This window comes from Achromobacter sp. Marseille-Q4962 (genome assembly GCF_943737005.1).
GTDB lineage: Bacteria > Pseudomonadota > Gammaproteobacteria > Burkholderiales > Burkholderiaceae_B > Achromobacter.
The window spans coordinates 17,345-43,957 of record NZ_CALSFU010000022.1 but is presented as its reverse complement, the minus strand read 5'-3'; the positions used below and the strand labels follow the sequence as shown (position 1 = coordinate 43,957).

Genomic DNA, 26,613 nt, shown 5'->3' with positions numbered 1-26,613 from the left:
GTTCAGCGGACCCGGGCGCGCACGCTCGCCAGCGCGACGATGGCGACAAGGCCGATCGCGATCAGGTAGTAGGCGGGCGACATGATCGTGCCGGTGCGGGTCACCAGGAAGCCCACCACCACCGGCGTGATGCCGCCGAAGAAGGTCTGCGAAGCCACGTAGGCGATCGACACGCCGGTGGTGCGGCAGGAAGTCGGAAACAGCTGCGCCAGGAGCGAGCCGACCGGCGCGAAATAGAAGCTGTAGAACACCAGCGACATCAGGCACTGGAACAGCACCAGCGAGCCGAACGACGGCGTGCCCGTCAGCACCCTGAAGGTGGGCACGATGACGATCAGCCCCAGCACCAGCGCGCAGGCCATGGTCTTGACCGCGCCGTAGCGGTCGGCGGCCAGCCCGCCCAGCATCGGCAGGAAGGTGCACACCAGGCCGCTGCAGATCGACGCCACGAACGCGTCGTCCTTGGAAATGCCCAGGTTGTTGATCGCAAAGGTCGGCATATAGATGTTGAGGTAACTGGCCACGTTGCCGGCCGCCACGATCAGCGCGCCCAGCAGCAGATAGCGCTTGTGCAGGCGGAACGTCTCGCGCAGCGGCGCGGCGCGCTGCGCTTTCTCGTCGTCGAACTCGGGCGTCTCGTCGATCTTGAAACGGATGTAGAGGGCGACCGGGCCGATCAGGCAGCCGAACACGAAGGGCAGGCGCCATCCCCAGCTGTCGACCTGCTCCTGGGTCAGGTAGTGGTTGATGAAATACGCGAACAGCGCGGACACGACCAGGGCCAGCCCGGTGGTGGAGAACTGCAGGCTGGCCAGGAACGCCTTGAGCTTCGGATTCTGCTCGGTGAGGTAGGAATTCGCCGTGCCGAACTCGCCGCCCGCCGAAAAGCCCTGCAGCAGGCGGCCCGCCACCAGCGCGACCGGCGCCAGGGCGCCGATGGTCGCGTAGGTGGGAATGAGCGCCATCAGCGCGGTGCCGATCAGCATCAGCGTGGCGGTCAGGGAGAGGGCGGCCTTGCGCCCCTTCTTGTCGGCGTAGATGCCCAGCAGGACGGCGCCCACCGGCCGGATCAGGTACGAACTCGCGAAGGTCAGGAAACTGAACAGCAGCGCGGTCTGCGGATCGTCGGCCGGAAAGAACAGCCGCGAGATCGGCAGCGCGAACAGCGCATAGACCAGCAGGTCATACCACTCGAAGAAGGCGCCGATATTGGCGGCCACGATGTCGCGCAGCTTGCCTTTGCGCGCGGGAACGCGCGCCGCACGCACGCCGATCGATGCTGAGGAGGAATTCATTGCGTGTTTTCCCTTGCGAGGCCGCCTGCCGGCCTTTCATTTGGTATGTGTCGGAATGCGTAGAAGAAACCGGGGGAGAAGGGCTCAGACGTAGAAGTGGGTGCTGTTGATGACCAGGAAAACGGTCTTCTGGTCCCAGCCGTTCTGCCAGCGGTACGGATGGCTGCCGGAAAAGCCGTAGCTGTCGCCGGCCTCCAGCAGGAAGGATTTGTCGTCGACGTAGACTTGCAGCCTGCCGGACAGCACGTATCCGATCTTGTCGCTGGCCTGCACCAGGAAACCGGGGTCGGAGGCGGCGCCCGGCTCCAGTTCCATCAGGAAACCTTCCAGCGTGGCGCAACTGCCGGGCGTGATGCGGTACTTGGTGACGCCGTTGTTGCCCAGCTTCAGCGGTTTGCGCGTGGAGGCCCGCACCGTGAATTCGTTCTGCTCGTCAGTGGCCGCGCCGCCCGCGGCGGGAGCCAGCAGGCTGGCGCCGTCTATGCCCAGGGCGTGGCAGATCGCGCGCAGGCTGCGGATGGAAGGGGAGCTGACGCCGCGCTCGACCTGGCTGATGAGCGCGATGGACATCTCGGTGCGCTCGGCCACGTCCTTCAGTTTCAGTCCCCGCTGCAGCCGCGCCGCTCGCAGGCGTTCTCCCAGGGCCTTGTCGTGGTCGTCGGCGGAAGCCGGGGCGTTTTCCAGGCTGTCGGTTTTCATGAAATCCGTCTTTATTTTTCAATCACACTTCAAAAATATTAAGTAGATTTCACTTTTGCCACAATATTGGCTCGGGTATACCCCTAGAAATCGCTTGCGCGCCCGATGGCCGCCTCTTCGGTAGCCGCCTCTTTCCCGAGCGCGAGGCGGCTGGCCGCCGCCCGCCACGGCACAACATTTTCCAAAGCTTGGTAACCCGCGCCGGCGCCGCCGGCGGCTATCGTCGATGTATCGCACATCCCTCGAGCCGGGCAGTCCGCCGGCGGGCCGGGTTCCACATCGATTGGAGAAGCAGAATGGCCAGCAAGAACACGATCTGCGTCTGGTACGATCGCGACGCCCTGGACGCCGCGCAGTTTTATGCCCGGACATTTCCCGACAGCGCCGTGGGCAGGGTCTTGCGCTCGCCCGGCGACTATCCGTCCGGCAAACAGGGCGACGTACTGACGGTGGAATTCACCGTGGCCGGCATTCCCTGCGTGGGCCTGAACGGCGGCCCGTCGGTCAAGCACACCGAAGCCTTTTCCTTCCAGATCTCCACCGAAGACCAGGCCGAAACCGACAGGCTGTGGAACGCCATCGTCGGTAACGGCGGCCAGGAAATCGGATGCGGCTGGTGCCGGGACAGATGGGGCGTGTTCTGGCAGATCACGCCGCGCGTGCTGCTGGAAGCGATCGCGGATCCCGACGCCGCCGCGGCCAAGCGCGCTTTCGAGGCGATGATGACCATGCGCAAGATCGACGTCGCCGCGATCGAGGCCGCGCGGCGCGGGTGAGGGGGCGGGGCCTCGTGCGGCTGGCGGCCCTTGCGGCGGAACGGGCCGCCGCCGGGGTTCATCCCCTGTCCGGCAGCAGGTTCAGGCCCGTGCGCCGCACGAATTCGTCGTAGCTGATCGGGGGACCCGCCTTGGTGCCCGCGGCGTTCGCCTGCCAGTGCACCCAGGAGCGGTGCGTGGTGGCGTCGTACACCACCTTGTACAGATAGCTGGGCACGGCCACGCCCGAGCCTATCGTCCTGGGCTTGCCGGCGTACACCGGCCCCGTGAACACGTACACGTCGCCCGCCGCGCGCATCACGTATTTCCGCGTGTCCTGCTCGATATGGCTCCACGCGCCGGCGTTGTGCGTCTGGTCCTGCGGCACCATGTTCGCCAGCGAAAAACTTTGCGCCATGGCCTGCGGCGTGGACATGTCTCCCGCCGGCGCCATGTGGCCGCGCGAATAACCCGAACCGCGGTAATCGTCGAGCTCGGCGCGCTCCGAGCGCGGCAGCCGCGCCTCGGCGTAGAACTTGTCCGTGCGGCGCAGTCCCTGCCCGTCGGCCAGCATCTTGCGGTTCAGCCGCTCGGCCACGAAAACCGGCGTCTTGGTCTGGCCGTCGTGCAGGATGGCGAACGCGGAGAAACAGATCTCGCGCAACTGCTGGCTGGCGGGAACCACGGGCGGGCGCGCGTCCGGAAAGAACTGCGGGCACTCCGCGAACATCGTATGGGCCAGCGGGCCCTTGGGCGTCGAGACCGGCACCGCGGCCGGCGTGGCGGTTGGCGTGGCGGTTGGCGTGGCGGCAGGCGCGGCGGCAGGCGTCCTGCCCGGCGCGGCGTGCTCCCGCGGCGGCCATCCCAGGCGCGCCAGCAGGTGCTCCAGCGAAACCGGAACCGGAACGGAAATCGAAGCCGGAATGCGCCATTGCGAATGCAGCATGTACGTCCCGGCGCCGAAACCCGCCAGCGACGAGAGGGCCAGCGCCCGCAGGAACCGCGTCACGCGTCCGGACGACCGGGCGCCCGTTCTGGTTTTTCTACTGTTAGCGGAACTTCTCTTCCGGGAGGCGGATGTCTTCGCTCGCGTCATGCTACCTGTGGACTGCTGACCGGCTGCGGCAGGCAGCCAATGTGGCCACGAATTGTAGATGAGAGACGAAATCGTCACATCGGGATCTGCGACGCCGCCATTCCCTGTGGAGCCGGTCCCTTCCCGCGCGCCTGCTTTTCCGTGTGGCCGATTTCAGCGAGATGGCCGCCAGGCCGCGCGCCGCGCCGCCTTCGGCCTGGATGCCACCCCCATCCGCGCATCTCGCGCCAGCGCAAGCGTGGCGAGTTTCGCCGAGATGGCCTCGAAATCTTCATCTGTCTGCGGCAGATACAGCCACTTTCCCAGGACCGGATGCGGCAGCAGGCCGGGGAGGTCGGCCGCCAGCGCCGCGTGGCGTTCTCTGGACGTGCATACCAGGACGCCGCTCCAGGGATCGCCGCGGTCGGCGACGACGAGGTACAGCACGTCGTCCAGGTAAGCCGCGTCGCAGCCGAACATTTTTCGACGTGCGTAGCCGGCGTCCCGTTCCAGCGTCTCAAGCACCCACAGAAGCGAGTTGGGGCGCGCAGGGCGCTGCTTCCGGGGCGGGGCGAACAGATCGGGCGGATGGCGCATGCGAGTGCTCAAAAACGCAAAGGACCGCATTGCGATCCTTTGTCGATCTTCATTCCTGCGCCGCCTGCGGCAGGAAAAAACGGTCTTTCAACTCCTGCAGCCCGATACGCTCCAGCATCTCCGTCAGCCGCTCCGCGGGCTTGCGCCGCGGCAGGTTCTTGTACTGCGCGATGATGAGCTCGTTTTTCATCGAATGCTCCCAGCCCACCAGCTCGGTCACGCTGACCTGATAGCCATGCGCCTCAAGCTGCAGGCACCGCAGCACGTTGGTGATCTGGCTGCCGAATTCCCGCGTGTGCAGCGGATGCCGCCAGATCTCGGCCAGCGGGTCGGCCAGGGCCTTGGCCTTGTTCTTGCGCAGCACGGCGGCCACTTCGGCCTGGCAGCAGGGCACGACGACGATGTGCCTGGCTTTCTTTTCCAGCGCGAAGCGGATGGCGTCGTCGGTGGCGGTGTTGCAGGCGTGCAGGGCGGTGACGATGTCCACCGTCTTGGGCAGCTTGTCGGAGGCGATGGAGTCCGCCACCGACAGGTTGAGGAAAGACATGCCGGCAAAGCCCAGGCGTTTGGCCAGTTCTTCGGAGGATCTGACCAGTTCTTCGCGCGTTTCGATGCCGTAGATGCGCGAACCGCTTTTCGCGGCGTCGGGCTGTTCCTTGAAGAACAGGTCGTACAGGATGAAGCCCAGGTACGACTTGCCCGCGCCGTGGTCCACCAGGGTGACCGCGCCGCGCTGCTGCACGTCCTTGAGCAGCGGTTCAATGAACTGGAACAGGTGGTAGACCTGCTTCAGCTTGCGGCGGCTGTCCTGGTTCATCTTGCCGTCGCGGGTCAGGATGTGCAGGGCCTTGAGCAGTTCGATCGACTGGCCGGGGCGGATGTCGTGGGTTTTCTCGGGCATGGGGGCAAGGCAATGCGCCCCGCGTGGGCGGGGCGCTGGGAAAGGCGGAAAGCGTCAGTGTAGCGAAAGTGCGGGCGGTTTCCGCTTCCGGAAGGATTCAGGCCAGCGCGGGCGGCGCGACCGCGGCCCCTTCGATGCCGTGGCGGGCCAGCGCCTGGGCAACGAAGCCGCTGCGTTTCATGTCTTCCACGAACGCCGCCAGCACCCGGGCCGCCGCGCCGCCCCGTCCGCGCGGCAACCCCATGGCCTGACGTACACAGCGCCGGCAGGCCGCGACATTTCTGCGAAGTGCAGCATGTGCCGGCGCTGGTCAGCATGGTGGAAGCGGGGTTGGGCGTCGGCGTCGTTCCGCGCCTGGCAATGCCGGACGACGGCCATGGCATGCTGGTCAGCATTCCGTTGCGCGACCCGGCGGTGAGCCGCACGATCGGCCTGATTCATCCGCGCGGCAAGGCGCTCAATCCGGTGGCAAGCCTGTTCTATGACCTGTTGGCGCAAAGGGTGGAAGCGCGCCAGAAATGACAGGCCGCAAAAGCGGCCTGTCCCGGGGGCTTCCGGCTCTGGCGGCAGGCCGCCTCAATCCCCCGGAAACACCGGCTCGCCCAGGTTCAGCATCAGCCGGTTAGCCCAGGCAAAGATCGCGTCCGAGTGCAGCAGGTCCAGGATCTCGGCCTCGTTCAGGCCGACGTCTTTCAGCGCCTGGACGCTGTCGGCGTTGACGGAGGCGGGCGCCTGGGTGATCTGGATGGAGAAGCGGGCGATCGCTTTTTCGCGTTCGGTGATGCCGGCGGTGGCGGGGTCTTCGAAGACCTGGGCGATGACGTCGTTGCGCTTGGCGAGCTGTTCGAAGCGCTGGGCGTGCACGGAGGCGCAGTAGACGCAGCCGTTCACGCGCGACACCACGGTGGCGCCCAGTTCGCGTTCGGCGCGCGCCATGCCGCCCGGGGCATACATGATGGCGTTGAAGGCGGTGGAGCGCTGGCGCAGGATTTCGGGCTGGTGGACGAGGAACAGGTAGTAGTCCGAAACCTTGGCCTTGGGGTGGCTTTCTTCCAGTACGGCGATCTGTTCGGGCGTGGCCTTGTCCAGGTCCACCACGTCGAGCCAGGCCTTCCATTCCAGGGTTTCGTTGGTGAAGCCATGGGCCTTGATGACGGCGCCCAGGGTATTGCCCTGCGCGGCAGGCGCGGTGCAGGCGGGGGGCGGCGCGACGGCGGGGCCGCTGGGCCGGCTTTCCAGCGCCTTCATGGCGTTCAGGCCGGCGACCAGGCGAACCTGGTACGACAGGAAGGCGATGAGCTGCGAGAGCGTGACGACGGCGGGCGTGGACACGCCGGCGGCCGGCAGGGTCTTGAGCGCGGCCTCGTCGCCCTCGACAGGCTTCTCGATGAGCTTGCGCGTGAACTCCAGGATGGCCGCCAGGCGCGGGTCGGCGGCGTCCGCGGGTTTGCCGGATCCGGCGACGGCGATATCGGCGGCGCTGGCGCCGGCGTCGGCCAGGCGCTGGCGGTAGTGGGCGGCCAGTTCGGGCGCGGGCGTCAGGCGCGAGGCGTAGAGCGCGACGAGCAGGCGCTCGGCCAGCGTGAGGCCGGCAAGCGCGGGGTCGAAGAGGGCGTCGTAGCTGCCCTGGGTGGCGGCCGCGACCTTGTCGCGCTGGTGGCGGACGGCGTAGGTCCTGCTGTCGGGCTTCAGGCCGGCGATCTGGTCCACCAGGTCGCGGGCAGCGTCGTACACGATGGGTTGCTGTGCCATGTTAGAGAATCTCCTGAGGTGTCGTTCAGCCGGCGGCATGGCCGGCAGGGGCGGCCTGCGCGCCGCCGGCGCGGGCCTTGACCGCCGCGTCCAGGAACTCGCGCACGCCTTCCCAGGACTCCTCGTCCGCGCGCGCATTGTCCCGGGGGTTGCCGCCGCTGGTGCTGATCTTGCCGGACACGGGGTGGGCGTAGACGAGCTGGGTGGTGGGCACGTAGGGAAACAGAATGGCGTGACCGCCGTTCTGATAGTCCAGCCATCGCACCGGATACGGGTGTCGCACTTCTTCCAGCTTGTCGCGCACCATCCTCGAGTAGAGGCTCGACGGCCAGGAGCCGTCGTCGGTGGCCGAGAGCAGCATGACCGGGCCCCGGATGTTCTCCACCTTGATGCGGGCGCGGGCCACGGCGTCGGGATCCCGCAGCGCGGTGAGAATGGCGCGTTCGTGGCGGTGCGGGGCGGGGCCTTCGTCAAAGGGCGCCCAGGTGGCGGTGCGGTTGTTTTCCCAGACGTGGGGCAGGGGCTTGCCGCCCAGGAGCCAGGTCGGGCCCTCGCGGCCGAGCCTGGGGTCGCAGGCGTTCTGCGCGCTGTGCACCACCGCGCCCGGCACATAGGCCACCACGGCCGAGACTTCGTCGGGGAAGGTCGCGCCCAGCAACAGCACCAGTTCGCCGCCGCGCGACTGGCCGCTCACCGCCACGAAGTCGTGCAGCGGGCGCACCTTCTTGCGCAGCCAGCGCAGGCCGGTCTGGAAATACTCCAGCGGCGTGTTGGAAATGTAGTCCGACAGGCCGGGCGCCTTGAAATACGCCAGGGCGAAGGCGGCGTAGCCCCGCGATGCATAGAGCGCGGCGCGCGGTTCGTTGATGCCGCCGCCCGAGCCGTTGAGGATCATTACCGCGGGATGCGGGCCGGGGCCGGGCGGCAGGTACAGCGTGCCGACCAGGCCTTCTTCACGCACGTCCTGGCGCGTGACGCCGTCGGCGGCCAGGCGCTGGACGAAGCTGGCGCGGGCTTGCGCGCCGGCGGCGCGCACGATCACCTCGGTAACCAGCGGTTCGGCGACGGGATGGTTGAACAGCTCCCGGCTGGGCGGATCCACGGGGGACTGGGACCAGACCAGACCCATGGGCGAGAGGCCGGCGTAGTCGCCGGAGACCGGCGCGTCGCGGGTGAGGTCCACGCTGCCGTCCTCACCCGCCGCGTAGGCGGCATGGCTTTGCCACAGCACGCCGTTGCGGCGGGTGAGGGCGGTGATCTCCACCGTCTGGCCGGGCGCGACGTGTTCCACCCGGATGTGGCGCGGCACGTCGATCAGGGCGTCCGGCGGCGTAATGGAAAGGGTAGGCGCCATGGCGTTACTTGCCCGAGTCCTTGGTCACCATCATGGCGGCCGTGCGGTCGCTGGTCAGCGGGGTGACCTTCAGGCCTTTCCTGGCGGCCCAGATGTTCTTGTAGTGGTACAGCGGAATAATGCCCACGTCGTCCGACACGGTCTTGGCGGCGGCGCGCATGATGGCTTCGCGTTTCTCGGGATCGAACTCGGAAGTGGCCTGCTCCAGCGCCTGGTCCAGCGCCTTGCTGCTGTAGTGGCCCCAATTGGAGGCGCCCAGGCCCTTCTTGGTGTCCACGGTGGCCAGGATGTTGACCATGGCGTAGGTGCCTTCGCCGGTGCCGTTGCCCCAGGCCAGCATGCTCATGGCGTATTCGTTCTTGTTGGCGCGGCCCGAGTACACCGCCCAGGGCACCACTTCCACCTTGGTCTTCACGCCGATGCGCGACCAGAACTGCGCCACCGCCTGCGCCGTTTCCGGACCCTGCGGATAGCGGTCGTTGGGAACGTGCATGGTCAGGTTGAAGCCGTCGGGGTAGCCGGCCTCGGCCAGCAGCTTCTTGGCGCGCTCGGCGTCGTAGGGAACGTTCTTGATGTCGGGGTTGTAGCCGATGGTGCCTTCCGGCATCCACTGGTTGGCCTCGGTGGCGGCGTCGCGCAGGATGCGGTCCACGATGGCCTTGCGGTTGATGGCGAGGTTGAGCGCCTCGCGCACGCGCACGTCCAGCAGCGGGTTCTTGGGCAGCGGCTTGCCGGCGTTGTCGGTGATGTAGGGATTGGGCGCCGGGTTGAAGCTCGGCTGCAGCAGCATGACGCGCAGGCCGTTGTACGGGAAGACCGAGATGTTGGGCGATTGCTTGAGCTTGGCGAGGTCGGACACCGACACCTTGTCGATCACGTCCACGTCGCCGGCCAGCAGCGCCGCGGTGCGCGCGGCCGCATTGTTGATGTACCGGTAATTGACCTTTTCCCAGATCGGCTTGTCGCCCCAGTAGGCTTCGTTGCGCGTCATGAGGACGCGGTCGCCCGGCGTGTACGAAACGAACTTGTACGGGCCGGTGCCGATTACGGCCTTGCCCGAGTTGTAGTCTTCGGTGCTCGACTTCTCGCCGATGTGCTTGCTGACGATATGCACCGAAGCCAGGTTGAGCGGCAGGTCGGGGTTGGGCGCCTTGGTCTTGATGATGAGCGTGTGCGGATCCTTGGCCGTCATGCCGTCGATGGTGCGCAGGTAGCCGGCGAAGGTCGCCACGCTGCCCGGCACGGCGCGCGCGCGGGTGTAGGAGAAGATCACGTCTTCGGCGGTGAAGGGCGCGCCGTCCTGCCACTTCACGTTTTCGCGCAGCTTGAATTCCCAGGTGGTGTTGTCCAGCGGTTTCCAGCTCACGGCCAGGCCGGGCTGCAGCTTGTTCCACTTGTTCTCGATCAGCAGATCCCAGAAATGCAGGTCCACCGAACGGTCGCCCGCGTGGTTGTTGAGCTGCGGGTCCAGCGAGGAGAGCGGGTCGGCAAAGCCGATGGCGAGGTCGTCGGCGCTGGCGGCGGCGGAGACGCCGAAAAGGGCGGCGGCCAGGGTGGAGAGAATCAGGCGTTTCATGTCCGGAGTCCTTGGTAAGGGGGAACGTTCGTCGGAATGGTCCAGTTCAGGCCATGTCGTTGAGATGACAGGCCGACTGGTGGTTGATGGCGATTCCCTTCAGCGTGGGAACCTCGGTCTTGCAGCGCGGCATCGCATGCGGACATCGCGGGTGGAAATGGCAGCCGGCGGGCGGGTTGATCGGGCTGGGGATCTCGCCCTTGATGGCGGTAAAGGTCTTGTGGCGCGCCTTCAGGCTCGGGATCTCGGCCAGCAGCGCCTGGGTGTAGGGATGGTTGGGCCGGCGGAACACTTCCTCCACCGGCGCGCTCTCCACCACGCGGCCCAGGTACATGATGACCACGCGGTCCGACAGGTGCTCCACCACGCCCAGGTCGTGGCTGATGAAAAGATAGGTCAGGCCCAGCTCTTCGCGCAGGTCCATGAAGAGGTTCAGGATCTGCGCCTGGATGGACACGTCCAGCGCCGCCACGGCCTCGTCGCAGACCAGCATGTCGGGCTGCACGGCCAGGGCGCGCGCGATGCCGATGCGCTGGCGCTGGCCGCCGCTGAACTGATGCGGATAGCGCTGGCGCAGCGCGGGGTCGAGCCCGGCGCGCTCGAGCTGCGCGCTCACATAGTCGTCCAGCCCGGCGCGGTCCACCAGGCCGTGGATGCGCGCGGCTTCGCCCACGATCTCGTCCACGCGCAGGCGCGGGTTCAGGCTGGCGTAGGGGTCCTGGAACACCATCTGCACCTTCAGGCGCGCCTCGTGCGCCTGGGCCGGCGTCATCTGCGCCGCGCTGCGGCCGTTGACCAGCACATCGCCGTCGGAAGGCGCGAGCAGGCCCACGGCCATGCGGCCCAGCGTGGACTTGCCGCAGCCCGATTCGCCCACCAGGCCCACCACCTCGCCCGGGCGCACGGCCAGGTCCACGCCGTCCACGGCGCGGGTGATGGCGGGCGGACGGGCCAGGCCGAGTTTCTGCATGGCGCGGCCGGCCGCGCCCACCCGGCGTTCGCCGAAGCGCTTGCTGACCCGGCGCAGCTCGATGAGCGGCGTGGCCGCGTCTTGTCGGACCGCCGCCGTCATGCCGCCGCCTCCGCGAGGTTGAGGGCGGGATGGAAACAGCGCACCCGGTGGCCGGGCAGCGGTTCGGTAATGCCGGGCGTCTGGCCACAGACGGCGGTTGCGCGGGGGCAGCGCGCCGCGAAGGCGCAGCCGGGCGGAAGCGCGAGCAGGTTGGGTGTCATGCCGGGAATCTGGCGCAGCCGCTGGCCGCGCCGGTTGTTGCTGGGCAGGCTGCCGATCAGGCCCGCCGTGTACGGATGCTGCGGACGGTCGAGCACGTCGTCGACGCTGCCGTGCTCCACGATGCGGCCGGCATACATCACGGCGACTTCGTCGGCCAGCCCGGCCACCACCGAAAGATCGTGCGTGATCCAGATGAGGCTGGTGCCGTGCCGCTGGGCGAGCTTCTGCACTTCGGAGAGGATCTGCGCCTGGATGGTTACGTCCAGCGCGGTGGTGGGCTCATCGGCGATGATGAGGTCGGGCCGGTGCAGCATGGCGATGGCGATCGCCACGCGCTGGCGCATGCCGCCGGACAGCTGGTGCGGATAGGCGCGCAGCCGCTCCTCGGGGCTGGGAATGCCCATCATGCCCAGCGTGTCGCGCGCGAGTTCGCGCGCCTGCGAGCGGCTCATCTTGCTGTGGGCCAGCACGGTCTCGATCATCTGCACGTCCACGCGCAGGACCGGATTGAGCGTCATCATCGGATCCTGGAAGATCATGGCGATGCGGTTGCCCTGCAGCTTGCGCAGTTCGCGCGCGGGCAGCTTGGCCAGGTCGCGGCCCTGGAACAGCACTTCGCCGCCCACGATGCGGCCGGGCGGGTCCACCAGCCCCATGATGGAAAAGCCGGTGACCGACTTGCCCGATCCGGACTCGCCCACCAGGCCGAGGATCTTGCCGCGCTCCAGGGTGAACGACACGCCGTCCACGGCCGGCAGCACGCCGGCCCGGGTATGGAAATGCGTGCGCAGATCGCGGACCTGCAGCGTGGCCGGCGCGTGCTGCGCGGGAGAGGCCGCGTTCATTTGTGGGTCCTCGGGTTGAGCACGTCGCGCAGGCGGTCGCCCACCAGGTTGATCGCCACGATGGTGACCAGCAGCGTCATGCCGGGGTAGAAGCTGATCCAGTACTCGCCGGAAAGCATGAACTGGAACCCGTTGGAGATGAGCAGGCCGAGCGAGGGCTCGCTGATGGGCACGCCCAGCCCCAGGAAGCTCAGCGTGGCTTCCAGCGTGATGGCGCGCGCGATCTGCAGCGTGCCGATCACGATGAGCGGCGGCAGGCAGTTGGGCAGGATGTGCTTGAGCATGATGCGCCACGTGGGAATGTCCAGGCAGCGCGCCGCCTCCACGTACTCGCGGCGCCGTTCCACCAGCGCCTGGCCGCGCGCCGTGCGCGCGTAATAGGCCCATTCCAGCAGCACCAGCGTGAGCACCACGTTGCCCACGCCCTTGCCCAGGTAGGCCAGGATCATCATCGCCACCAGGATCGACGGAAAAGACAGCAGCAGGTCCACCAGCCGCATGAGCAAGGCGTCCACCTTGCCGCCCGCGTAGGCCGCGAGCAGCCCCAGCAGCGTGCCCACCACTCCGGCGATGAGGGCAGAGCCCACGCCCACCATCAGGCTGATGCGCAGGCCGTACAGAATGCCCGAATACAGGTCGCGGCCCTGGCCGTCCGTGCCCAGCCAGTAGTGGAACGTCTCCATGCCGTTCATGGAGCCCGGCGGCAGGCGCGCGTCCAGCACGTCGATCTGCATCAGGTCGTAGGGATTCTGCGGCGTGATCCACGGCGCCAGCGCCGCCGCCACCACGAGAAGCACCGTCAGCGCCAGGCCCAGCACGGCCGTTTTGGAAGACAGGAATTCCTGCAGGTTGCGGCGCCAGGGCGACTCGCGCCGCAGCGCGGGCGCGGCGGGCGGCAGGGAAAGCGCTGCGCCGTTTTCGGGGGGGCGGGCCGGAGTCATGCCGTCGCCTCCAGCCGCACCCGGGGGTCCAGCACCTTGTACAGAATGTCCACGATCAGGTTGAGCGTGACGAACATGAAAACCACCACCATGAGATACGCCACGATGACCGGGCGGTCCAGCGAATTCAGGCTGTCCAGGATCAGCTTGCCCGCGCCCGGCCAGGCGAAAATGCTTTCCGTGATGACGGCGAAGGCGATGGTCGAGCCCAGCTCCAGGCCCAGCACCGTCACCAGGGGGATCATGGTGTTGCGCAGCACGTGCACACAGACCACGCGCCAGGGCGACAGCCCTTTGGCGCGGGCAAAGCGCACGAAGTCCATGGGCAGCACGTCGCGCACGCCGGCCCGCGTCAGGCGGATCACCAGCGAAATCTTGAAGAGCGACAGGTTGAGCGCCGGCAGGATCAGGTGGCGCCAGCCGTCGGCGGTGAGCCAGGACCATTGCAGCCCGAGAAGCTCCACCGTCTGGCCGCGCCCGCTGGCCGGCAGCCAGCCCAGGTGCACGCTGAACGTCATGATGAGCATCAGCGCGATCCAGAACGTGGGCAGCGAAAAGCCCACGATGCTGCCCGCCATGACCAGCTTCGAGAACCGGCTGTCTGGATAGAGCCCCGCCAGCAGGCCCAGCGGCAGCCCGATGACGATGGCCAGCAGCATGGCGGCGATGGCGAGCTCGAACGTGGCCGGCAGGCGCTGGATCACCAGCTCCACCGCCGGGATGTTGTAGACGAAGCTGTTGCCCAGGTTGCCGTGCAGCGCGCCATTGAGAAAGGCCAGGTATTGCCGCCACAGCGGCTGGTCCAGACCCAGCTCGGCGATGATGCGTGCGCGGTCCACCTGGTCCACGTCCTGCCCGATCAGGATGTCCACGGGGTTGCCGATGGCGTGCAGCCCCACGAACACGATGAGCGTCATGAGCAGCACGACCACGGCCGCCTGCCCGATGCGCCGGATCAGCCAGCCCGTCATTGCGCGGTCTCCGCCTGCGGAGCGGGGGCGGGCGTCCATTCGTCGCCGAACACCTCCGGCTCGCTGAACGCCACCATGTTGGCGTAGTGCGCCTCCACGTCCTCGCGGTAGAACAAGGCTGCGATGCCTTGCGCCAGCCGCTTGGCGCCGTCGCTGATGGCGGGTATGTCGCCCGACACCGTGCCGTGCGTGAGCGCCGCGGGGTAGGAGAAGCAGTGCACGCGGTCCAGCCCCGGACAGGCGCCCGGGGTTTTCTCCTGCAGCTCGAACGCCGGCCCCAGGTCGGGAGAATCGTGCAGCTCCTGGTCTTCCTCGCCGGGCCCGGGCGTGTAGCGGTCGCCCCAGGCGCGCACGTGGGGAGCGAGCGCGGCGAACTCCGGCCTGGCGTTCCAGTCGATGCGAAAACCCGTGGAGAAAACCAGGAAATCGAGCACGAAAACGCCCTTGGGCGTCGCCACGCGGATCTCGTCGCCCGACATGGAAACATCCAGGATGCCGCAGCCCAGGTTGAAGCGCGCGTTGGGATGGCGCGAAACGCGCAGCGTGCTGCCGCGCGGCGGCGGCACCTGCTGCACGTTGATGTAATGGCGGATGCGCCATTTCCATTCGTCCGGCAGGCTCAGGTGCCCGTGCGTCAGGCCGGGATTGCCCGCGCCCTTGCCCTTGTTGACGCGGGGAATGTCGGCGCGCCGGATCAGCAGGTCCACGCTGGCCGCGCCGGCTTCCAGGGCGGTGGCCGCGCTGTCCATGGCCGAGGCCCCCGCGCCCACCACGCCGACGCGCTTGCCCGCCAGGTTGCCGTAATCCATGACGTCGGACGAGTGCGCCCAGCGATTGCGCGGCAGCTTGCGCGCGAAGTCCGGCACGTACGCGCCGCCCAGCCCGTCGCGGCCGGTGGCCAGCACCACGCGGCGCGCCAGCACCGTGCGCGCGCCCTCCGGCGCGGCCATGTCCAGCCGCACCAGGCCGTCGGCGCGCGGCGCCACTGCGGTTACGCGGTGCTCGTTGCGCACGTCCAGTTCCAGCACGCGGCGGTACCAGCGCAGGTAGTCCATCCATTGCAGGCGCGGAATCTTGTCCAGCGCCTCCCAGGCCCGCAGCCCGAACTGCGCCTCGAACCAGGCGCGGAAGGTCAGCGCCGGCAGGCCCAGGGCCGGGCCCGTGAGCTGCTTGGGTGAACGCAGGGTTTCCATGCGGGCCGTCGTGGCCCAAGGGCCTTCGTAGCCTTGCGGCGCCTGGTCGAAAATCACGGCGCGCACGCCCAGGTGCCGCAGCGACGCGGCCGCGGCCAGCCCCGCCATCCCGCCGCCGATGATGGCGACCTCCAGCACCGGCTCGCCATTCTCCAGGCGGGGCACGACCCAGTTCTTCGCGGGGAGTTCCAGCCAGGCCAGATCCTGGCGCAGGCGCGCCTCCAGCGCGTCCAGGCCATGGGGCGGGGCAGCTACGGGCAGATTCATGATTGAGCGGTTTCCGTGACAGCGGCGTCGTCGCCGTAGAGCGTGTTCAGCAGCGCGCCGTGCGCGCCGGCGTCGTGCAGCACGAAGCCCGGCAGCAGATCGGCGGCGGCGCGCGCCAGGGCGTCGACCATGGCCTGGCAGGCCGTGGACAGCGCCTGCGACGGCGGCGTGATGACGCCGAAGAAAAAGGGAATGTCGAGATCGATGGGGCGGATGGCGACGCCGGGCATCGGCACGCCGTAGGCGGTAACGGGCTCCAGCACGGCCACGCCCAGCCCGGCGCGCACGGCGGCCAGCGCATTCACCGTGGAATTGGTTTCTATCGTGGCCGGTCCCGGCTTGTCCTGGGCCAGCGCGGCATCCAGGCGGCGGCGCAGCCGGAAGGGATTGGACATGGTGATAAGCCTGCGGCCCGCCAGGCAGGCGACCGGCACGACGCCCAGCCGGGCGGCGGGATCGTCTTCGGGCAGCGCCGCCACGCAGGCGGCCTGGCCGATCCAGTGCACCGTCAGGCCGCGGTGCTCCAGCGGCAGGCTGGTCGCGCCCAGTTGCGCCGCGCCGGTCAGCACGGCGTGCACCACGCGCTCGGGAGATGCGCTGCGCAGCTCCACCTGCCCCGGGCCGCCGTCCGACTCCAGCAGCCGGAGCGCCGCGGGCGCCAGCCCCGCCGCCAGCGCCGAAGTCGCCGCCAGCCGCAAGGGCTGCGCCTGGCCACGCGCGATCTGCGCGGCGCGTTCCCCGACATGACGCATGCCCGCCAGCGCCCGCTCCACGTCTTCGTAGAGCAGGAATCCCTGCTCGGTCGGCGTGACGCGCGGGCCGCTGCGCGTGAAGAGCGCATAGCCGATCTCGGCCTCCAGCTCCTGCAGCAGACGGCTGATCGCGGGCTGCGACCGGCCGAGCAGGCGTCCGGCGGCAGTCACGCTGCCGGTGGACATGACGGCTGCAAAGGCCTCGAGTTGACGTAATTCCATGGGGGCTGCTTTATATCAAGGACGAATTCTTGCGCAGTCAGTATGCGTCCTACAAATAATTAAAGGGCATAAGTAAATACCCTTGCCGGATTCGGAGACGCCCGTCGATGCGTTGGGCAGCGCGCCGCCGGTGCGCAGGACGTGCCGCGCCGCACGCGCGCCCGGACCGCCGCACGCCGGCGGGTATGCCGGCTGGGCGGCGCTGGTGGATGTTTCCGCGAGAAATGTGCAAGTTAGGACAGGGTTAGGGGAAATTCCCGGCCCATGGCCGAAAAACCGAGAATCGTCTTGTGGCTCCCCTGGGCTGTCCCAAAGAGAATCGAATAGGAATCATTCCTATCAAATTGGAGTCTCTTTGATGGCCCGTTATCTCGCTTCTTCAGCATTGCCGCCCAGCGCCACGCTGTTTTCCGCCATGGCTGCGGCAACCCTGGTGGCTCCCGCCCATGCCGACGGCGCCGCTTCAGGCCGCCACATCGTGCTCGATCCGGTCACCGTATCCGCCACGCCGGTGGAGGCCTACAAAACCGAGTCGTCCGGGTCGCCCAAATACGCCGTGCCGCTGCTCGACGTGCCACAGACCGTCACCGTGGTGCCGCGCGAGCTCATCGAAGAGCAGAACGCGCTCAGCCTGCGGCAGGTGCTGTCGAACGTGGCGGGCATCACGTTCAACGCGGGCGAGGGCGGCGGCGGTTCCGGCGATTCCTTCAACATCCGCGGCTTCGCGGCCAATACCAACTTGCAGGTCGACGGCCTGCGCGACAGCGCGCAAACATCGCGCTCCGACATGTTCAACCTCGAATCGGTCGAGGTCATCAAGGGCCCCAACTCCGTATTCGGCGGCGCCGGCACCACCGGCGGCTCGGTCAACATGATCAGCAAGGAAGCCCGCGCAGGCAGCTTCACGGAGCTGTCGACCGGCCTGGGCACCGACCGCTATCGCCGCATGACGCTGGACGCCAACCACGAGCTTCCGGGCTCCGACGGCTTCGGCGCGTTCCGCCTGAATCTCATGGGCCACCGCAGCGACGTGGCCGGCCGCGACGAAATCTACAAGCACCGCTGGGGCGTGGCGCCCTCGCTCTCCCTGGGCCTTACCGGCCCCACCCGCGTCACCCTGAGCTACTTCCACCAGCACGACCACAACCTGCCCGACTACGGCCTGCCGGCGCTGAAGGGGCAGAAGGCGCCCGGCGTGTCGCAGCATGCCTATTTCGGCTGGCGCAACCTCGACCGCGAGGAGATCGATTCCGACGCGGTCACGCTCAAGGTCACCCACGCCTTCAACGACCGCGCCAACCTGCAGAACCTCAGCCGCTACTCCCGCGTAGCGCGTGATACCGTCATCTCGGCCTCGCACGTCAATACCAAGGGCCTGCCGCCGGGCCGCTACAGGCCGGCGGGCCCGCAGGGCTACGGCCGCGATTCCGCCACCGACATGTGGGCCAACCAGACCAACCTCACCAGCCGGTTCGACACAGGCGGGCTGGGCCATACCCTGGTTTCGGGCTTCGAGTTCTCGCGCGAAACCTACGACCGCACCACGTATTCGTACAACATCAACCGCTATTTCCCGGCAGCGGGCTATGAGCTCTCCAACCCGCCGGGCTACTGGACGGGGCCCACCAGCAAGGCTTCCCTCGGCCGCCACCAGACCAGCATGGAGGTCAAGGCGCTCTATCTGTTTGACACCATCGCGCTGGCCCGTCAGGTCGATCTCAGCCTGGGCTTGCGATACGACTGGATCGACGCCTCGCTGCGCAGCGAGAGTTCCGCGGGCGCGGTCACCCGCGTCAAGGGCAATGAGCGTGCCCTGAGCAGCCGCGCCGGCATCATCTTCAAGCCCACCGACAACGGCCGCATCTACGCCTCCTACGGATCCTCGTTCAACCCGTCGGCCGAGCACCTCGTCACCACGGGATCCCAGTTCACCGCCGCCACCAGCGACCTCGATCCGGAAAAGAACCGGGCGTTCGAGCTGGGCACCAAGTGGGATGTGCTCGACAACCGGCTGGGCCTGGCGGCCGCCTTGTTCCAGGTCGAAAAGACCAACGCGCGCGAGCGCATGGCCGATGGTTCCTATGCGATGGCCGGCCGCCAGCGTACGCGCGGCCTGGAACTGAGCGCAACGGGCGCGATCACGCCGCAATGGAGCGTTTTCGCCAACTACACCTACGTGCAGAGCAAGACGCTGCGCTCCATTGCCTCTCCGGCTCGTGAAGGCAACCCGCTGGGCAACACGCCGCGCACGTCCTTCAATCTCTGGACCACGTACAAGCCCGTCGAATCGTGGACGGTCGGCTACGGCGCGCGCTTCGTGGGCACCCGCAACGTCACCGCGGAGGCCAATGGCAAGCTGTCCAAGTATCTGGTGCAGAGCGCCATGGTCGCCTACGACGTGGACAAGCACCTCAAGCTGCAGCTCAACGTGGACAACCTGATGGACAAGGCTTATGTGGAGCGGGTGCGTCAGGTGCTTGGCCAGGAGTCGCGCTCGTCGGCCATCGAATATGGCGACGGCCGGTCCGCCATGTTGAGCGCCACGTACAAGTTCTGATGGGAGCGCCAGCCGGCGCGCGCAGCGTGCCGGCTGGGTCAGCCGAACCGCATGCGCCTCTTGCCCAGCAGCGCCAGCGTGACATTGCGTCCCGCACGCATGAACGGGTAAAGCGTGGCCGACAGGCAGGGGCGCCGGAACACGGCGGCGTTGAATCTGTTGAAGAGATCGTCTTCGGTGCTGAGCAGCGCCAGGCGATGCATGCAGTCGGCCCCATAGTAGTCGCGGCCGTCCAGATGCAGCAGCATGCCCTGGTCGAGGTCGTAGCCCTGGGCTTTGTAGGCGGCAACCAGGTCGGGGTGGTCACGCATGTCCAGCAGCGCGACTTCTCCCACGGCCTTGCGCAATTGAACCAGGCGCACATAGTTCGAACAGAACGGGCAGTCGCCGTCGTAGAGCAGGAAATTGCGGGCGACAGGGTTCATGGCGCGGGCTCCCGACGGCAGTCAGCAGGCAGGCCGGTCAGTTGGATTCGCCATAGCCGAAGGGCCAGCGGCGACGCGCCGGTTCGGGCTTGGCTTGATCGTCTTGCACGGGCTGTTGCACAGGCTCTCCTTGTTTTTCTCTATGTCCCCGTAATTTTAGGGCGGACGATGTAACAGGATTGCAAGGGATCGTTAAGAACGTCTTACCCTTTCGAGGAAGCGGGGCCCGGACGCGCGGCGCTGCCGGGCGCCCGGGCTCGCGTCCGCGAGCATTTACGCCACATTGACAGGGATCTGGCGCGGCTGCGCTTTCTGCAGGCGCGGGATGTGCAGGCGCAATACGCCGTGCTTGAGATTCGCGCTGATCTTGTCCCTGTCCAGCTCCTGGCTCAGCGTGAAGGCGCGCCGGAACAGCGGCGCGCGCAGCTCGCCATGCACCAGCCGGATGTCCGCCGGCACTTCCACCGAAGCTTCGCCCTCGATCAGCAGCTCGTCGGCGTCGATGCTGATGTTCAGGCGGTCTTTCGATACGCCGGGCAGGTCGGCCAGCAGCGTGATGCCATTGGCGTCTTCGAATATGTCGACCGGCGGCAGCGTGACGGACCGCTTGGTGTTCTGGTTGCTTTGCGTCGTTTCGCCAGCGGGGGCGTTGACGGCGACTTCCGTTTGTTCATTCATGATCATGCTCCCTGTGCGTTGCGGTTACTGGACGGCGATCACGCGCGGCTGCGACGCTTCCTTGCGCTTGATCGACACCCTCAGGCAGCCATCGACATACCGTGCGCCGACCTGGTCGGGGTCGGCATCCTGCGGCAGCTCCACCACGCGCGTAAAAGAGCCGGAGGCGCGTTCGCGCGCATAGAACGTGGCGCCGGCAGGGGCCTCTTCGGCCTTGCGCTCGCCGCTGATGGTAAGCACGCCCTTGTCGATGGAAACCTTCAATGCCTCGGGCTCCACGCCCGGCATGAACGCAACGACCTCCACCGAGCCCGGGCACACGCCCACGTTGATGGGCGGAAAACCGGCCCGCGCCGAACCGCGCAGGGTGGAACGGGGACCCGCGCCGCGCAGCAGACGTTCCATCTGCTCCTGCATCGCATCGAAGGCCGAAGCGATGCCGCTATCGAAGAAAGGAAAAGTGGCCATCAATCGTCTCCCATGAAATCGGTGTAGCAGGGCTCGGGAGAGCCGCGCGGCGTTGCCGTCCTGGCTTGCCGTCCGCTACATCACAGATGTGGTTGCGATTGCGCCGCTTTCAAGACCCGCAGCGCAAGGCGGACGCTGCGCGCGCCCTTTGCTTGCCTGCGTTGCGGCGGTTTCAGGCCAGGTCTTCGCGTACTTGTGCATCGCGCCATGCGAGCCGCGTGGCGTAGGCCCGCACGTCTTCGGGCCAGGACTGGACATGTTCGGCAAAGGCTTGCGGGTCGTCCGCATACAGTGCGCGCACCGCCTCCTCGAAGCCAGGCAGATTGCCGGCCATGCTGGACATGTACCGGTACGCGGCCTCCTGCCGGCGGCGGCGGCGGTCGGCGGATTCGTTTTCTCGGCGCGCCTTCTCCACCAGTTTGCGCAGCGCCACCGAAGCGCCGCCCGGCTGGGCCGCCAGCCATTCCCAATGCCGGGGAAGCAGCGTCACCTCCCGGGCCACGACGCCGAGCTTGGGGCGGCCCCGGGCGCGGGCGGCGGCGGGGGCCGGCGCCAGATCGAGCGGCGGACGCTCTTCCGGCTCCACAGCGGGATGCCGGCGCACCACGTCGGCATCGGTGCCGCTCAGGTCGAGATCGATCTGCCGTCCGGTCGCGTCCTCGAACACGAGTATGGCGTCGGCGCTCCTGGGGGCGGCTGCCTTGACGGCCAGCGCCACGTCGGGTAGCGGACCCGCCGCCAGCAGGCGGTGTCCGACGAAAGCGGTATGGGTGGCGGGAAAAAGCGAATTCATCATGATGACTGCACCAGCACGATAATTTGATCCGGGTGATTTTTAGAGATTATGACCCGGGTAAAATTAAACGTCAATAGCCGGTGCGCCAGCCGCGCATGCCAGGGCGCGCGCCGCGCGGGCCGGGAAAGGCGAGGCGGCGCGCAACCCTACCACGGATGCGGGCGACGTTTTTCGATTTCGCGCTTCCAGCCCGTTTCCCAGGCTTGTACACGCCGCAGCCAGCGCGCGATTGATTCGCCGGTGTGGCCGGGCATGGCGGCGGCGCGGTAATAAGGGCAGTCCCACAGGCGCAGCCCGTGCCGCGCGGCCTCGGCTCCGAGTTCTTGAATCTGCTTGTGCATCAGGCGCACCTCCAGGGCAAGCAAGCCCCAGTATCGCGGCCAGGCCACGCGGAAAACAATAGTGCGGCGGCACCGGCCGGGGTAGGGCGGACGGACCCCCGCCACGCCCGCGTCTGGCGCTGTCCTCCGCGGGGCCGGGCCGGTTTTCTCCCGCAAAAAACCTAGGGTTATACCTAGGCAAAACCCTCGGTCGGCGTATAATCTTGCTTTGCGCCCGGAGTTACCCATGCGTCTCGTTCAAAAAGCGCTCACCTTCGACGATGTGTTGTTGGTGCCTGCGTATTCCGAGGTGTTGCCGCGCGACACCTCCCTGGCCACGCGCCTCACTCGCAACATCAATCTCAACATCCCCCTCGTGTCCGCCGCCATGGACACCGTCACCGAATCCCGCCTGGCCATCGCCATGGCGCAAGAGGGCGGCATCGGGATCATCCACAAGAACCTCTCCGCCGACGCGCAGGCCCGTGAAGTCGCCCGCGTCAAGCGCCACGAGTTCGGCATCGTGATCGATCCGGTCACGGTCACTCCGCAAATGAAGGTGCGCGACGCCATCGCGCTGCAGCGCCAGCATGGCATCTCCGGCCTGCCGGTCGTCGAGGGCCGCAAAGTGGTCGGCATCGTCACCAACCGCGACCTGCGCTTCGAAGAAAACCTCGACCAGCCGCTGCGCAACGTCATGACGCCGCAGGAACGCCTGGTCACCATGCGCGAAGGCGCCACGCTGGACGAAGCCCAGGCCCTCATGCACAAGCACCGCCTGGAGCGCGTGCTCATCGTGAACGACGCGTTCGAGCTCCGCGGCCTGGCCACCGTGAAGGACATCGTCAAGAACACCGAGCACCCCGTGGCCTGCAAGGACGCGCAAGGCCAGCTGCGGGTGGGCGCGGCCGTCGGCGTGGGCGCCGGCACCGAAGAACGCGTCGAGAAGCTGGTCGCCGCCGGCGTCGACGTGCTCATCGTGGATACCGCGCACGGCCACTCCAAGGGCGTGCTGGAAGGCGTGCGCTGGGTCAAGCAGAACTATCCCAAGGTCGAGGTCATCGGCGGCAACATCGCCACCGCGGCCGCCGCGCGCGCCCTGGTCGAATACGGCGCCGACGGCGTCAAGGTCGGCATCGGCCCCGGCTCCATCTGCACCACGCGCGTGGTCGCGGGCGTGGGCGTGCCGCAGATCACCGCCATCTCCGAAGTGGCCAAGGCCCTCGAAGGCACCGGCGTGCCCCTCATCGCCGACGGCGGCATCCGTTACTCCGGCGACGTGGCCAAGGCGCTGGCCGCCGGCGCGTTCGCCTGCATGATGGGCGGCATGTTCGCCGGCACCGAAGAGGCGCCGGGCGAAGTGGTGCTGTTCCAGGGCCGCTCGTACAAGTCGTACCGCGGCATGGGCAGCCTGGGCGCCATGACCGACGGCTCGGCCGACCGCTACTTCCAGGATCCCGCCAACAACGCCGACAAGCTGGTGCCCGAAGGCATCGAAGGCCGCGTCCCGTACAAGGGCAGCGTGCTCGCCATCATCTACCAGCTGGTGGGCGGCATCCGCGCCTCCATGGGCTATTGCGGCTGCGCCACCATCGACGACATGCGCACCAAGACCGAGTTCGTGGAAATCACCTCCGCGGGCGTACGCGAGTCCCACGTGCACGACGTGCAGATCACCAAGGAAGCGCCCAACTACCGCGCCGACTGATCCGCACAGTCAACTACAATGTCAGGCATCGCGCACCGGCAGAACCGCAGAACGAACCAGCGGTTCTGCCGGTGCGGTTTTATTGATCACCGGTAGATTCTCCATGCACCAGCGCATCCTCATTCTCGACTACGGTTCGCAAGTCACCCAGCTGATCGCACGCCGCGTCCGCGAAGCCGGCGTCTACTCCGAAATCCACCCGGGCGACGTCGACGACGCCTTCGTGCGCGAGCAGATGGCGCAGGGCTTGAAGGGCATCATCCTCTCGGGCAGCCACGCCTCGGCCTACGAAGAGGGCTCGCTGCGCGTGCCTCACGCCGTGTTCGAGCTGGGCGTGCCGGTGCTGGGCATCTGCTACGGCATGCAATCCATGGCCCAGCAACTGGGCGGCACCGTCAGCTTCTCCGACCATCGCGAATTCGGCTACGCCGAAGTCCGCGCCCACGGCCACACCAAGCTGCTCGAAGGCATCGAAGACTTCCGCACCGACGAAGGCCACGGCATGCTCAAGGTCTGGATGAGCCACGGCGACAAAGTCACCGCGCTGCCGCCGGGCTTCAAGCTCATGGCCTCCACGCCGTCCTGCCCCATTGCCGGCATGGCCGACGAAGAGCGCAAGTTCTACGGCGTGCAGTTCCACCCCGAAGTCACCCACACCGTGCAAGGCAAGGCCCTGCTGGCCCGCTTCGTCAACGAGATCTGCGGCTGCAAGGGCGACTGGAACATGCCCGACTACGTCTCCGAAGCCGTGGCCCGCATCCGCGAGCAGGTCGGCAGCGACGAGGTCATCCTGGGCCTGTCGGGCGGCGTCGACTCGTCCGTCGCCGCCGCGCTCATCCACAAGGCCATCGGCGACCAGCTCACCTGCGTCTTCGTCGACCATGGCCTGCTGCGCCTGGACGAAGGCAAGCAGGTCATGCAGACCTTCGCCGAAAACATGGGCGTGAAGATCATCCACGTCGACGCCACCGATCAGTTCATGGGCAAGCTCGCCGGCGTTTCCGACCCTGAAGCCAAGCGCAAGATCATCGGCCGCGAATTCGTCGAAGTCTTCCAGGCCGAAGCCGGCAAGCTCAAGAGCGCCAAATGGCTGGCTCAGGGCACCATCTACCCCGACGTCATCGAATCCGCCGGCGCCAAGACCGGCAAAGCCACCTCCATCAAGTCGCACCACAACGTCGGCGGCCTGCCCGACACCCTCAACCTGCAGCTGCTCGAACCCCTGCGCGAACTCTTCAAGGACGAAGTCCGCGAACTCGGCGTCGCCCTCGGCCTGCCGCCGCAGATGGTCTACCGCCACCCGTTCCCCGGCCCCGGCCTGGGCGTGCGCATCCTGGGCGAAGTCAAGCACGAATACGCCGAGCTCCTGCGCCGCGCCGACGCCATCTTCATCGAAGAACTGCGCAACACCAAGGACGAAGCCAGCGGCCTGACCTGGTACGAACTCACCTCCCAGGCCTTCGCTGTCTTCCTGCCGGTGAAGTCGGTCGGCGTGATGGGTGATGGGCGGACTTACGAATACGTCGTCGCCCTGCGCGCCGTGCAAACCTTCGACTTCATGACCGCCGACTGGGCCCCGCTGCCGCACCCGCTGCTCGCGCGTATCTCCTCGCGGATCATCAACGAAGTGCGGGGGATTAATCGCGTGGTGTATGACGTGTCGAGCAAGCCGCCTGCGACGATTGAGTGGGAATGATCATGGGTCTCGCGCATCGTCGCGTATCCTCGCATTAAATCGCTCTCAAGCCCGCGTAATTGCGGGCTTTTTTGTTTTTGGCGTCGCATATCCTCGCGCATTCTCGCGTAGCCAAGCACCGCATTTCTATGGCATGGTAGATGGTACGATTTGAACCTGATGCCATGTTCGGCACTCGATACCATGGTGCTCCTGACGAGCTGTTCATGGTATTGAAAACGCGTAACGCATTGATTTATATGTAATATATAGGGAAGATGCGAGGCTTTTTGAGCATGGTATTTTTGAGTGGAGACCCAACCCGACCATGCTGACTGATACCAAGCTGCGCAACCTCAAGCCAAAGGACAAGCTCTACAAAGTGAATGACCGTGACGGCCTATACGTGGCCATCACCCCTGCGGGTTCGATTTCATTCCGCTACAACTACTCGATCCACGGCAGGCAGGAGACCATCACCTTCGGCCGTTACGGCGTCGGAGGGATCACGCTGGCGGAAGCTCGCGAACGGCTGGGCGAAGCCAAGAAGATGATCGCCGCAGGGAAATCTCCAGCCAAGGAGAAGGCGCGGGACAAAGCCCGCGTCAAGGATGCAGAGACATTCGGCGCGTGGGCCGAGAAGTGGTTGCGCGGCTATCAGATGGCCCCCAATACCCGAGACATGCGCCGCTCAGTCTACGAGCGCGAGCTAAAGCCGAAATTTGGCAACCAAAAACTGGTAGAGATTACCCACGAAGACTTGCGAGCGCTGACAGACGCCATTGTAGAGCGAGGCGCACCGGCAACGGCGGTGCATTCGCGAGAGATCGTCTTGCAGGTCTATCGCTGGGCCATCGAACGCGGCCAGAAGGTCGAGAACCCGGCCGATCTGGTGCGCCCCTCGACTATCGCCAAGTTCGAGCCGCGAGATCGAGCACTGACGCCCGATGAAATCGGCTTGATGTACCAGTACATGGAGCGCATTGGCACCACCCCTTCCATTCGGGCAGCCGCCAAGCTGCTGTTGCTGACGATGGTACGCAAAAGCGAACTAACTAACGCGACGTGGAGCGAGATCAATTTCACCGAAGCGCTCTGGACAATCCCCAAGGAGCGGATGAAGCGTCGCAATCCCCATCTGGTGTTTCTGTCGAGGCAGGCGCTGGACATTTTCATAGCTCTGAAAACCTTCGCGGGCGGCTCGGAGTACGTGCTGCCATCGCGCTATGACTCTGACTTGCCGATGAGCAGCGCCACGCTCAATCAGGTGCTCACGCTGACCTATCGTCTGGCTCAGAAGGAAGGGCAGTCGCTTGGCAAGTTCGGACCGCACGACTTGCGGCGTACAGCCAGCACGCTGCTGCATGAGGCAGGCTATAACACTGACTGGATCGAGAAGTGCCTTGCGCACGAACAGAAGGGCGTTCGAGCCGTCTACAACAAGGCCGAGTACCGCGATCAGCGCCGGGCAATGCTACAGGATTGGGCGGACATGATTGACGAATGGACGCTCAGGAAGCGCAGGACAACAGAGTGATTTTGGCAAGATGATAATTG

General features: G+C 66.8%; 24 protein-coding genes and 2 pseudogenes. 6 read left to right on the top strand and 20 right to left on the bottom strand.

From position 1 onward, the window contains the following. Positions 1-2 precede the first annotated feature (2 nt). Entirely contained in the window at positions 3-1,295 is a 1,293-nt protein-coding gene (locus NGJ44_RS18370; protein ID WP_053244598.1) for an MFS transporter, read from the bottom strand. Positions 1,296-1,379: 84 nt separating this feature from the next. Beyond that, entirely contained in the window at positions 1,380-1,994 is a 615-nt protein-coding gene (locus NGJ44_RS18365; RefSeq protein ID WP_053244597.1) for a helix-turn-helix domain-containing protein, read from the bottom strand. Positions 1,995-2,290: 296 nt separating this feature from the next. On the opposite strand from NGJ44_RS18365, the gene NGJ44_RS18360 reads away from it, so the two are divergent. Next, positions 2,291-2,770 carry a VOC family protein gene (locus tag NGJ44_RS18360; RefSeq protein WP_251864921.1) on the top strand — a complete coding sequence of 160 codons (480 nt, stop codon included), beginning with the start codon at positions 2,291-2,293 and terminating at the stop codon, positions 2,768-2,770. 58 nt (positions 2,771-2,828) lie between these two features. Here NGJ44_RS18360 and NGJ44_RS18355 read toward each other — a convergent pair whose 3' ends face one another. The 4 genes and pseudogenes from NGJ44_RS18355 to NGJ44_RS18340 form a co-directional block, all read right to left on the bottom strand. After that, a complete protein-coding gene (locus NGJ44_RS18355) occupies positions 2,829-3,845 on the bottom strand; it encodes a DNA/RNA non-specific endonuclease (RefSeq protein WP_251864919.1) in 1,017 nt (338 codons plus the stop codon). A 153-nt stretch (positions 3,846-3,998) separates the two neighbouring features. Next, positions 3,999-4,421 carry a hypothetical protein gene (locus NGJ44_RS18350; RefSeq protein ID WP_251864917.1) on the bottom strand — a complete coding sequence of 141 codons (423 nt, stop codon included), beginning with the start codon at positions 4,419-4,421 and terminating at the stop codon, positions 3,999-4,001. Between the two features lie 49 nt (positions 4,422-4,470). Further along, positions 4,471-5,322 (bottom strand): class I SAM-dependent methyltransferase, encoded by an 852-nt coding sequence (locus NGJ44_RS18345; RefSeq protein WP_251864915.1) that lies wholly within the window; start codon positions 5,320-5,322, stop codon positions 4,471-4,473. 97 nt (positions 5,323-5,419) lie between these two features. Further along, positions 5,420-5,578 (bottom strand): annotated as a pseudogene (locus NGJ44_RS18340) (ABC transporter substrate-binding protein); the annotation flags it as partial. A gap of 20 nt (positions 5,579-5,598) precedes the next feature. Between NGJ44_RS18340 and NGJ44_RS18335 the strand changes: the two are divergent. Beyond that, a pseudogene (locus NGJ44_RS18335) lies at positions 5,599-5,844 on the top strand (LysR substrate-binding domain-containing protein); the annotation flags it as partial. Between the two features lie 54 nt (positions 5,845-5,898). On the opposite strand, the gene NGJ44_RS18330 reads toward NGJ44_RS18335, so the two are convergent. Genes NGJ44_RS18330 through NGJ44_RS18290 form a run of 9 tightly spaced genes read right to left on the bottom strand, consistent with a single transcriptional unit; the run spans position 5,899 to position 16,429 of the window. Then, positions 5,899-7,074, bottom strand: coding sequence for a CMD domain protein (locus NGJ44_RS18330; protein WP_251864913.1), 1,176 nt, complete (start codon positions 7,072-7,074; stop codon positions 5,899-5,901). A gap of 25 nt (positions 7,075-7,099) precedes the next feature. Then, positions 7,100-8,428 carry an acyl-CoA thioesterase/bile acid-CoA:amino acid N-acyltransferase family protein gene (locus tag NGJ44_RS18325; RefSeq protein WP_251864911.1) on the bottom strand — a complete coding sequence of 443 codons (1,329 nt, stop codon included), beginning with the start codon at positions 8,426-8,428 and terminating at the stop codon, positions 7,100-7,102. Positions 8,429-8,432: 4 nt separating this feature from the next. After that, positions 8,433-10,004 carry an ABC transporter substrate-binding protein gene (locus tag NGJ44_RS18320; protein WP_053244592.1) on the bottom strand — a complete coding sequence of 524 codons (1,572 nt, stop codon included), beginning with the start codon at positions 10,002-10,004 and terminating at the stop codon, positions 8,433-8,435. Positions 10,005-10,050: 46 nt separating this feature from the next. Next, complete coding sequence (locus tag NGJ44_RS18315) at positions 10,051-11,076, bottom strand: ABC transporter ATP-binding protein (protein ID WP_251864909.1); 1,026 nt, start codon at positions 11,074-11,076, stop codon at positions 10,051-10,053. Next, a complete protein-coding gene (locus NGJ44_RS18310; RefSeq protein ID WP_053246752.1) occupies positions 11,073-12,083 on the bottom strand; it encodes an ABC transporter ATP-binding protein in 1,011 nt (336 codons plus the stop codon). The genes NGJ44_RS18315 and NGJ44_RS18310 overlap by 4 nt, the downstream gene beginning before the upstream one ends. Continuing rightward, positions 12,080-13,024 carry an ABC transporter permease gene (locus tag NGJ44_RS18305; RefSeq protein ID WP_053246753.1) on the bottom strand — a complete coding sequence of 315 codons (945 nt, stop codon included), beginning with the start codon at positions 13,022-13,024 and terminating at the stop codon, positions 12,080-12,082. The genes NGJ44_RS18310 and NGJ44_RS18305 overlap by 4 nt, the downstream gene beginning before the upstream one ends. Next, the gene (locus NGJ44_RS18300) at positions 13,021-13,995 is read right to left on the bottom strand and encodes an ABC transporter permease (RefSeq protein ID WP_053246754.1); all 975 of its coding nucleotides are present in this window, start codon (positions 13,993-13,995) and stop codon (positions 13,021-13,023) included. The genes NGJ44_RS18305 and NGJ44_RS18300 overlap by 4 nt, the downstream gene beginning before the upstream one ends. Next, on the bottom strand, positions 13,992-15,455 hold the full coding sequence (locus NGJ44_RS18295) for a flavin-containing monooxygenase (protein WP_251864908.1): 1,464 nt from the start codon (positions 15,453-15,455) through the stop codon (positions 13,992-13,994). Before NGJ44_RS18295 ends, NGJ44_RS18300 begins: the two co-directional genes overlap by 4 nt. Further along, positions 15,452-16,429, bottom strand: a complete 978-nt coding sequence (locus NGJ44_RS18290; RefSeq protein WP_251864906.1) for a LysR family transcriptional regulator — start codon at positions 16,427-16,429, stop codon at positions 15,452-15,454. Before NGJ44_RS18290 ends, NGJ44_RS18295 begins: the two co-directional genes overlap by 4 nt. A 358-nt stretch (positions 16,430-16,787) precedes the next feature. Between NGJ44_RS18290 and NGJ44_RS18285 the strand changes: the two genes are divergently transcribed. After that, positions 16,788-18,986, top strand: a complete 2,199-nt coding sequence (locus tag NGJ44_RS18285) for a TonB-dependent receptor (RefSeq protein WP_251864904.1) — start codon at positions 16,788-16,790, stop codon at positions 18,984-18,986. Positions 18,987-19,024: 38 nt separating this feature from the next. On the opposite strand, the gene NGJ44_RS18280 is transcribed toward NGJ44_RS18285, so the two are convergent. From NGJ44_RS18280 to NGJ44_RS18260, 5 genes are all read right to left on the bottom strand, one after another. Continuing rightward, complete coding sequence (locus NGJ44_RS18280; protein WP_251864902.1) at positions 19,025-19,411, bottom strand: DCC1-like thiol-disulfide oxidoreductase family protein; 387 nt, start codon at positions 19,409-19,411, stop codon at positions 19,025-19,027. A 273-nt stretch (positions 19,412-19,684) separates the two neighbouring features. Continuing rightward, a complete protein-coding gene (locus NGJ44_RS18275; protein ID WP_251864900.1) occupies positions 19,685-20,089 on the bottom strand; it encodes an Hsp20/alpha crystallin family protein in 405 nt (134 codons plus the stop codon). 24 nt (positions 20,090-20,113) lie between these two features. After that, positions 20,114-20,557 carry an Hsp20/alpha crystallin family protein gene (locus NGJ44_RS18270; protein ID WP_251864898.1) on the bottom strand — a complete coding sequence of 148 codons (444 nt, stop codon included), beginning with the start codon at positions 20,555-20,557 and terminating at the stop codon, positions 20,114-20,116. A 172-nt stretch (positions 20,558-20,729) separates the two neighbouring features. Then, a complete protein-coding gene (locus tag NGJ44_RS18265) occupies positions 20,730-21,353 on the bottom strand; it encodes a DUF2239 family protein (RefSeq protein WP_502802145.1) in 624 nt (207 codons plus the stop codon). Between the two features lie 146 nt (positions 21,354-21,499). Next, the gene (locus tag NGJ44_RS18260) at positions 21,500-21,694 is read right to left on the bottom strand and encodes a CrpP-related protein (RefSeq protein WP_053244638.1); all 195 of its coding nucleotides are present in this window, start codon (positions 21,692-21,694) and stop codon (positions 21,500-21,502) included. Positions 21,695-21,920: 226 nt separating this feature from the next. On the opposite strand from NGJ44_RS18260, the gene guaB reads away from it, so the two are divergent. The 3 genes from guaB (at position 21,921) to NGJ44_RS18245 (ending at position 26,593) form a co-directional block, all read left to right on the top strand. Then, positions 21,921-23,381, top strand: a complete 1,461-nt coding sequence (gene guaB / locus NGJ44_RS18255; RefSeq protein WP_053244637.1) for an IMP dehydrogenase — start codon at positions 21,921-21,923, stop codon at positions 23,379-23,381. A 103-nt stretch (positions 23,382-23,484) separates the two neighbouring features. Continuing rightward, a complete protein-coding gene (gene guaA / locus NGJ44_RS18250) occupies positions 23,485-25,077 on the top strand; it encodes a glutamine-hydrolyzing GMP synthase (protein WP_053244636.1) in 1,593 nt (530 codons plus the stop codon). Between the two features lie 307 nt (positions 25,078-25,384). Next, entirely contained in the window at positions 25,385-26,593 is a 1,209-nt protein-coding gene (locus NGJ44_RS18245) for a tyrosine-type recombinase/integrase (RefSeq protein WP_251864897.1), read from the top strand. Positions 26,594-26,613: the final 20 nt, after the last annotated feature.

Excerpts from the sequence above, each read along its gene's own strand:
- NGJ44_RS18370 (WP_053244598.1), bottom strand. The coding sequence starts at position 1,295 with ATGAATTCCTCCTCAGCATCGATCGGCGTGCGTGCGGCGCGCGTTCCC.
- NGJ44_RS18365 (WP_053244597.1), bottom strand. The coding sequence starts at position 1,994 with ATGAAAACCGACAGCCTGGAAAACGCCCCGGCTTCCGCCGACGACCAC.
- NGJ44_RS18360 (WP_251864921.1), top strand. The coding sequence starts at position 2,291 with ATGGCCAGCAAGAACACGATCTGCGTCTGGTACGATCGCGACGCCCTG.
- NGJ44_RS18355 (WP_251864919.1), bottom strand. The coding sequence starts at position 3,845 with ATGACGCGAGCGAAGACATCCGCCTCCCGGAAGAGAAGTTCCGCTAAC.
- NGJ44_RS18350 (WP_251864917.1), bottom strand. The coding sequence starts at position 4,421 with ATGCGCCATCCGCCCGATCTGTTCGCCCCGCCCCGGAAGCAGCGCCCT.
- NGJ44_RS18345 (WP_251864915.1), bottom strand. The coding sequence starts at position 5,322 with ATGCCCGAGAAAACCCACGACATCCGCCCCGGCCAGTCGATCGAACTG.
- NGJ44_RS18330 (WP_251864913.1), bottom strand. The coding sequence starts at position 7,074 with ATGGCACAGCAACCCATCGTGTACGACGCTGCCCGCGACCTGGTGGAC.
- NGJ44_RS18325 (WP_251864911.1), bottom strand. The coding sequence starts at position 8,428 with ATGGCGCCTACCCTTTCCATTACGCCGCCGGACGCCCTGATCGACGTG.
- NGJ44_RS18320 (WP_053244592.1), bottom strand. The coding sequence starts at position 10,004 with ATGAAACGCCTGATTCTCTCCACCCTGGCCGCCGCCCTTTTCGGCGTC.
- NGJ44_RS18315 (WP_251864909.1), bottom strand. The coding sequence starts at position 11,076 with ATGACGGCGGCGGTCCGACAAGACGCGGCCACGCCGCTCATCGAGCTG.
- NGJ44_RS18310 (WP_053246752.1), bottom strand. The coding sequence starts at position 12,083 with ATGAACGCGGCCTCTCCCGCGCAGCACGCGCCGGCCACGCTGCAGGTC.
- NGJ44_RS18305 (WP_053246753.1), bottom strand. The coding sequence starts at position 13,024 with ATGACTCCGGCCCGCCCCCCCGAAAACGGCGCAGCGCTTTCCCTGCCG.
- NGJ44_RS18300 (WP_053246754.1), bottom strand. The coding sequence starts at position 13,995 with ATGACGGGCTGGCTGATCCGGCGCATCGGGCAGGCGGCCGTGGTCGTG.
- NGJ44_RS18295 (WP_251864908.1), bottom strand. The coding sequence starts at position 15,455 with ATGAATCTGCCCGTAGCTGCCCCGCCCCATGGCCTGGACGCGCTGGAG.
- NGJ44_RS18290 (WP_251864906.1), bottom strand. The coding sequence starts at position 16,429 with ATGGAATTACGTCAACTCGAGGCCTTTGCAGCCGTCATGTCCACCGGC.
- NGJ44_RS18285 (WP_251864904.1), top strand. The coding sequence starts at position 16,788 with ATGGCCCGTTATCTCGCTTCTTCAGCATTGCCGCCCAGCGCCACGCTG.
- NGJ44_RS18280 (WP_251864902.1), bottom strand. The coding sequence starts at position 19,411 with ATGAACCCTGTCGCCCGCAATTTCCTGCTCTACGACGGCGACTGCCCG.
- NGJ44_RS18275 (WP_251864900.1), bottom strand. The coding sequence starts at position 20,089 with ATGAATGAACAAACGGAAGTCGCCGTCAACGCCCCCGCTGGCGAAACG.
- NGJ44_RS18270 (WP_251864898.1), bottom strand. The coding sequence starts at position 20,557 with ATGGCCACTTTTCCTTTCTTCGATAGCGGCATCGCTTCGGCCTTCGAT.
- NGJ44_RS18265 (WP_502802145.1), bottom strand. The coding sequence starts at position 21,353 with ATGATGAATTCGCTTTTTCCCGCCACCCATACCGCTTTCGTCGGACAC.
- NGJ44_RS18260 (WP_053244638.1), bottom strand. The coding sequence starts at position 21,694 with ATGCACAAGCAGATTCAAGAACTCGGAGCCGAGGCCGCGCGGCACGGG.
- guaB (WP_053244637.1), top strand. The coding sequence starts at position 21,921 with ATGCGTCTCGTTCAAAAAGCGCTCACCTTCGACGATGTGTTGTTGGTG.
- guaA (WP_053244636.1), top strand. The coding sequence starts at position 23,485 with ATGCACCAGCGCATCCTCATTCTCGACTACGGTTCGCAAGTCACCCAG.
- NGJ44_RS18245 (WP_251864897.1), top strand. The coding sequence starts at position 25,385 with ATGCTGACTGATACCAAGCTGCGCAACCTCAAGCCAAAGGACAAGCTC.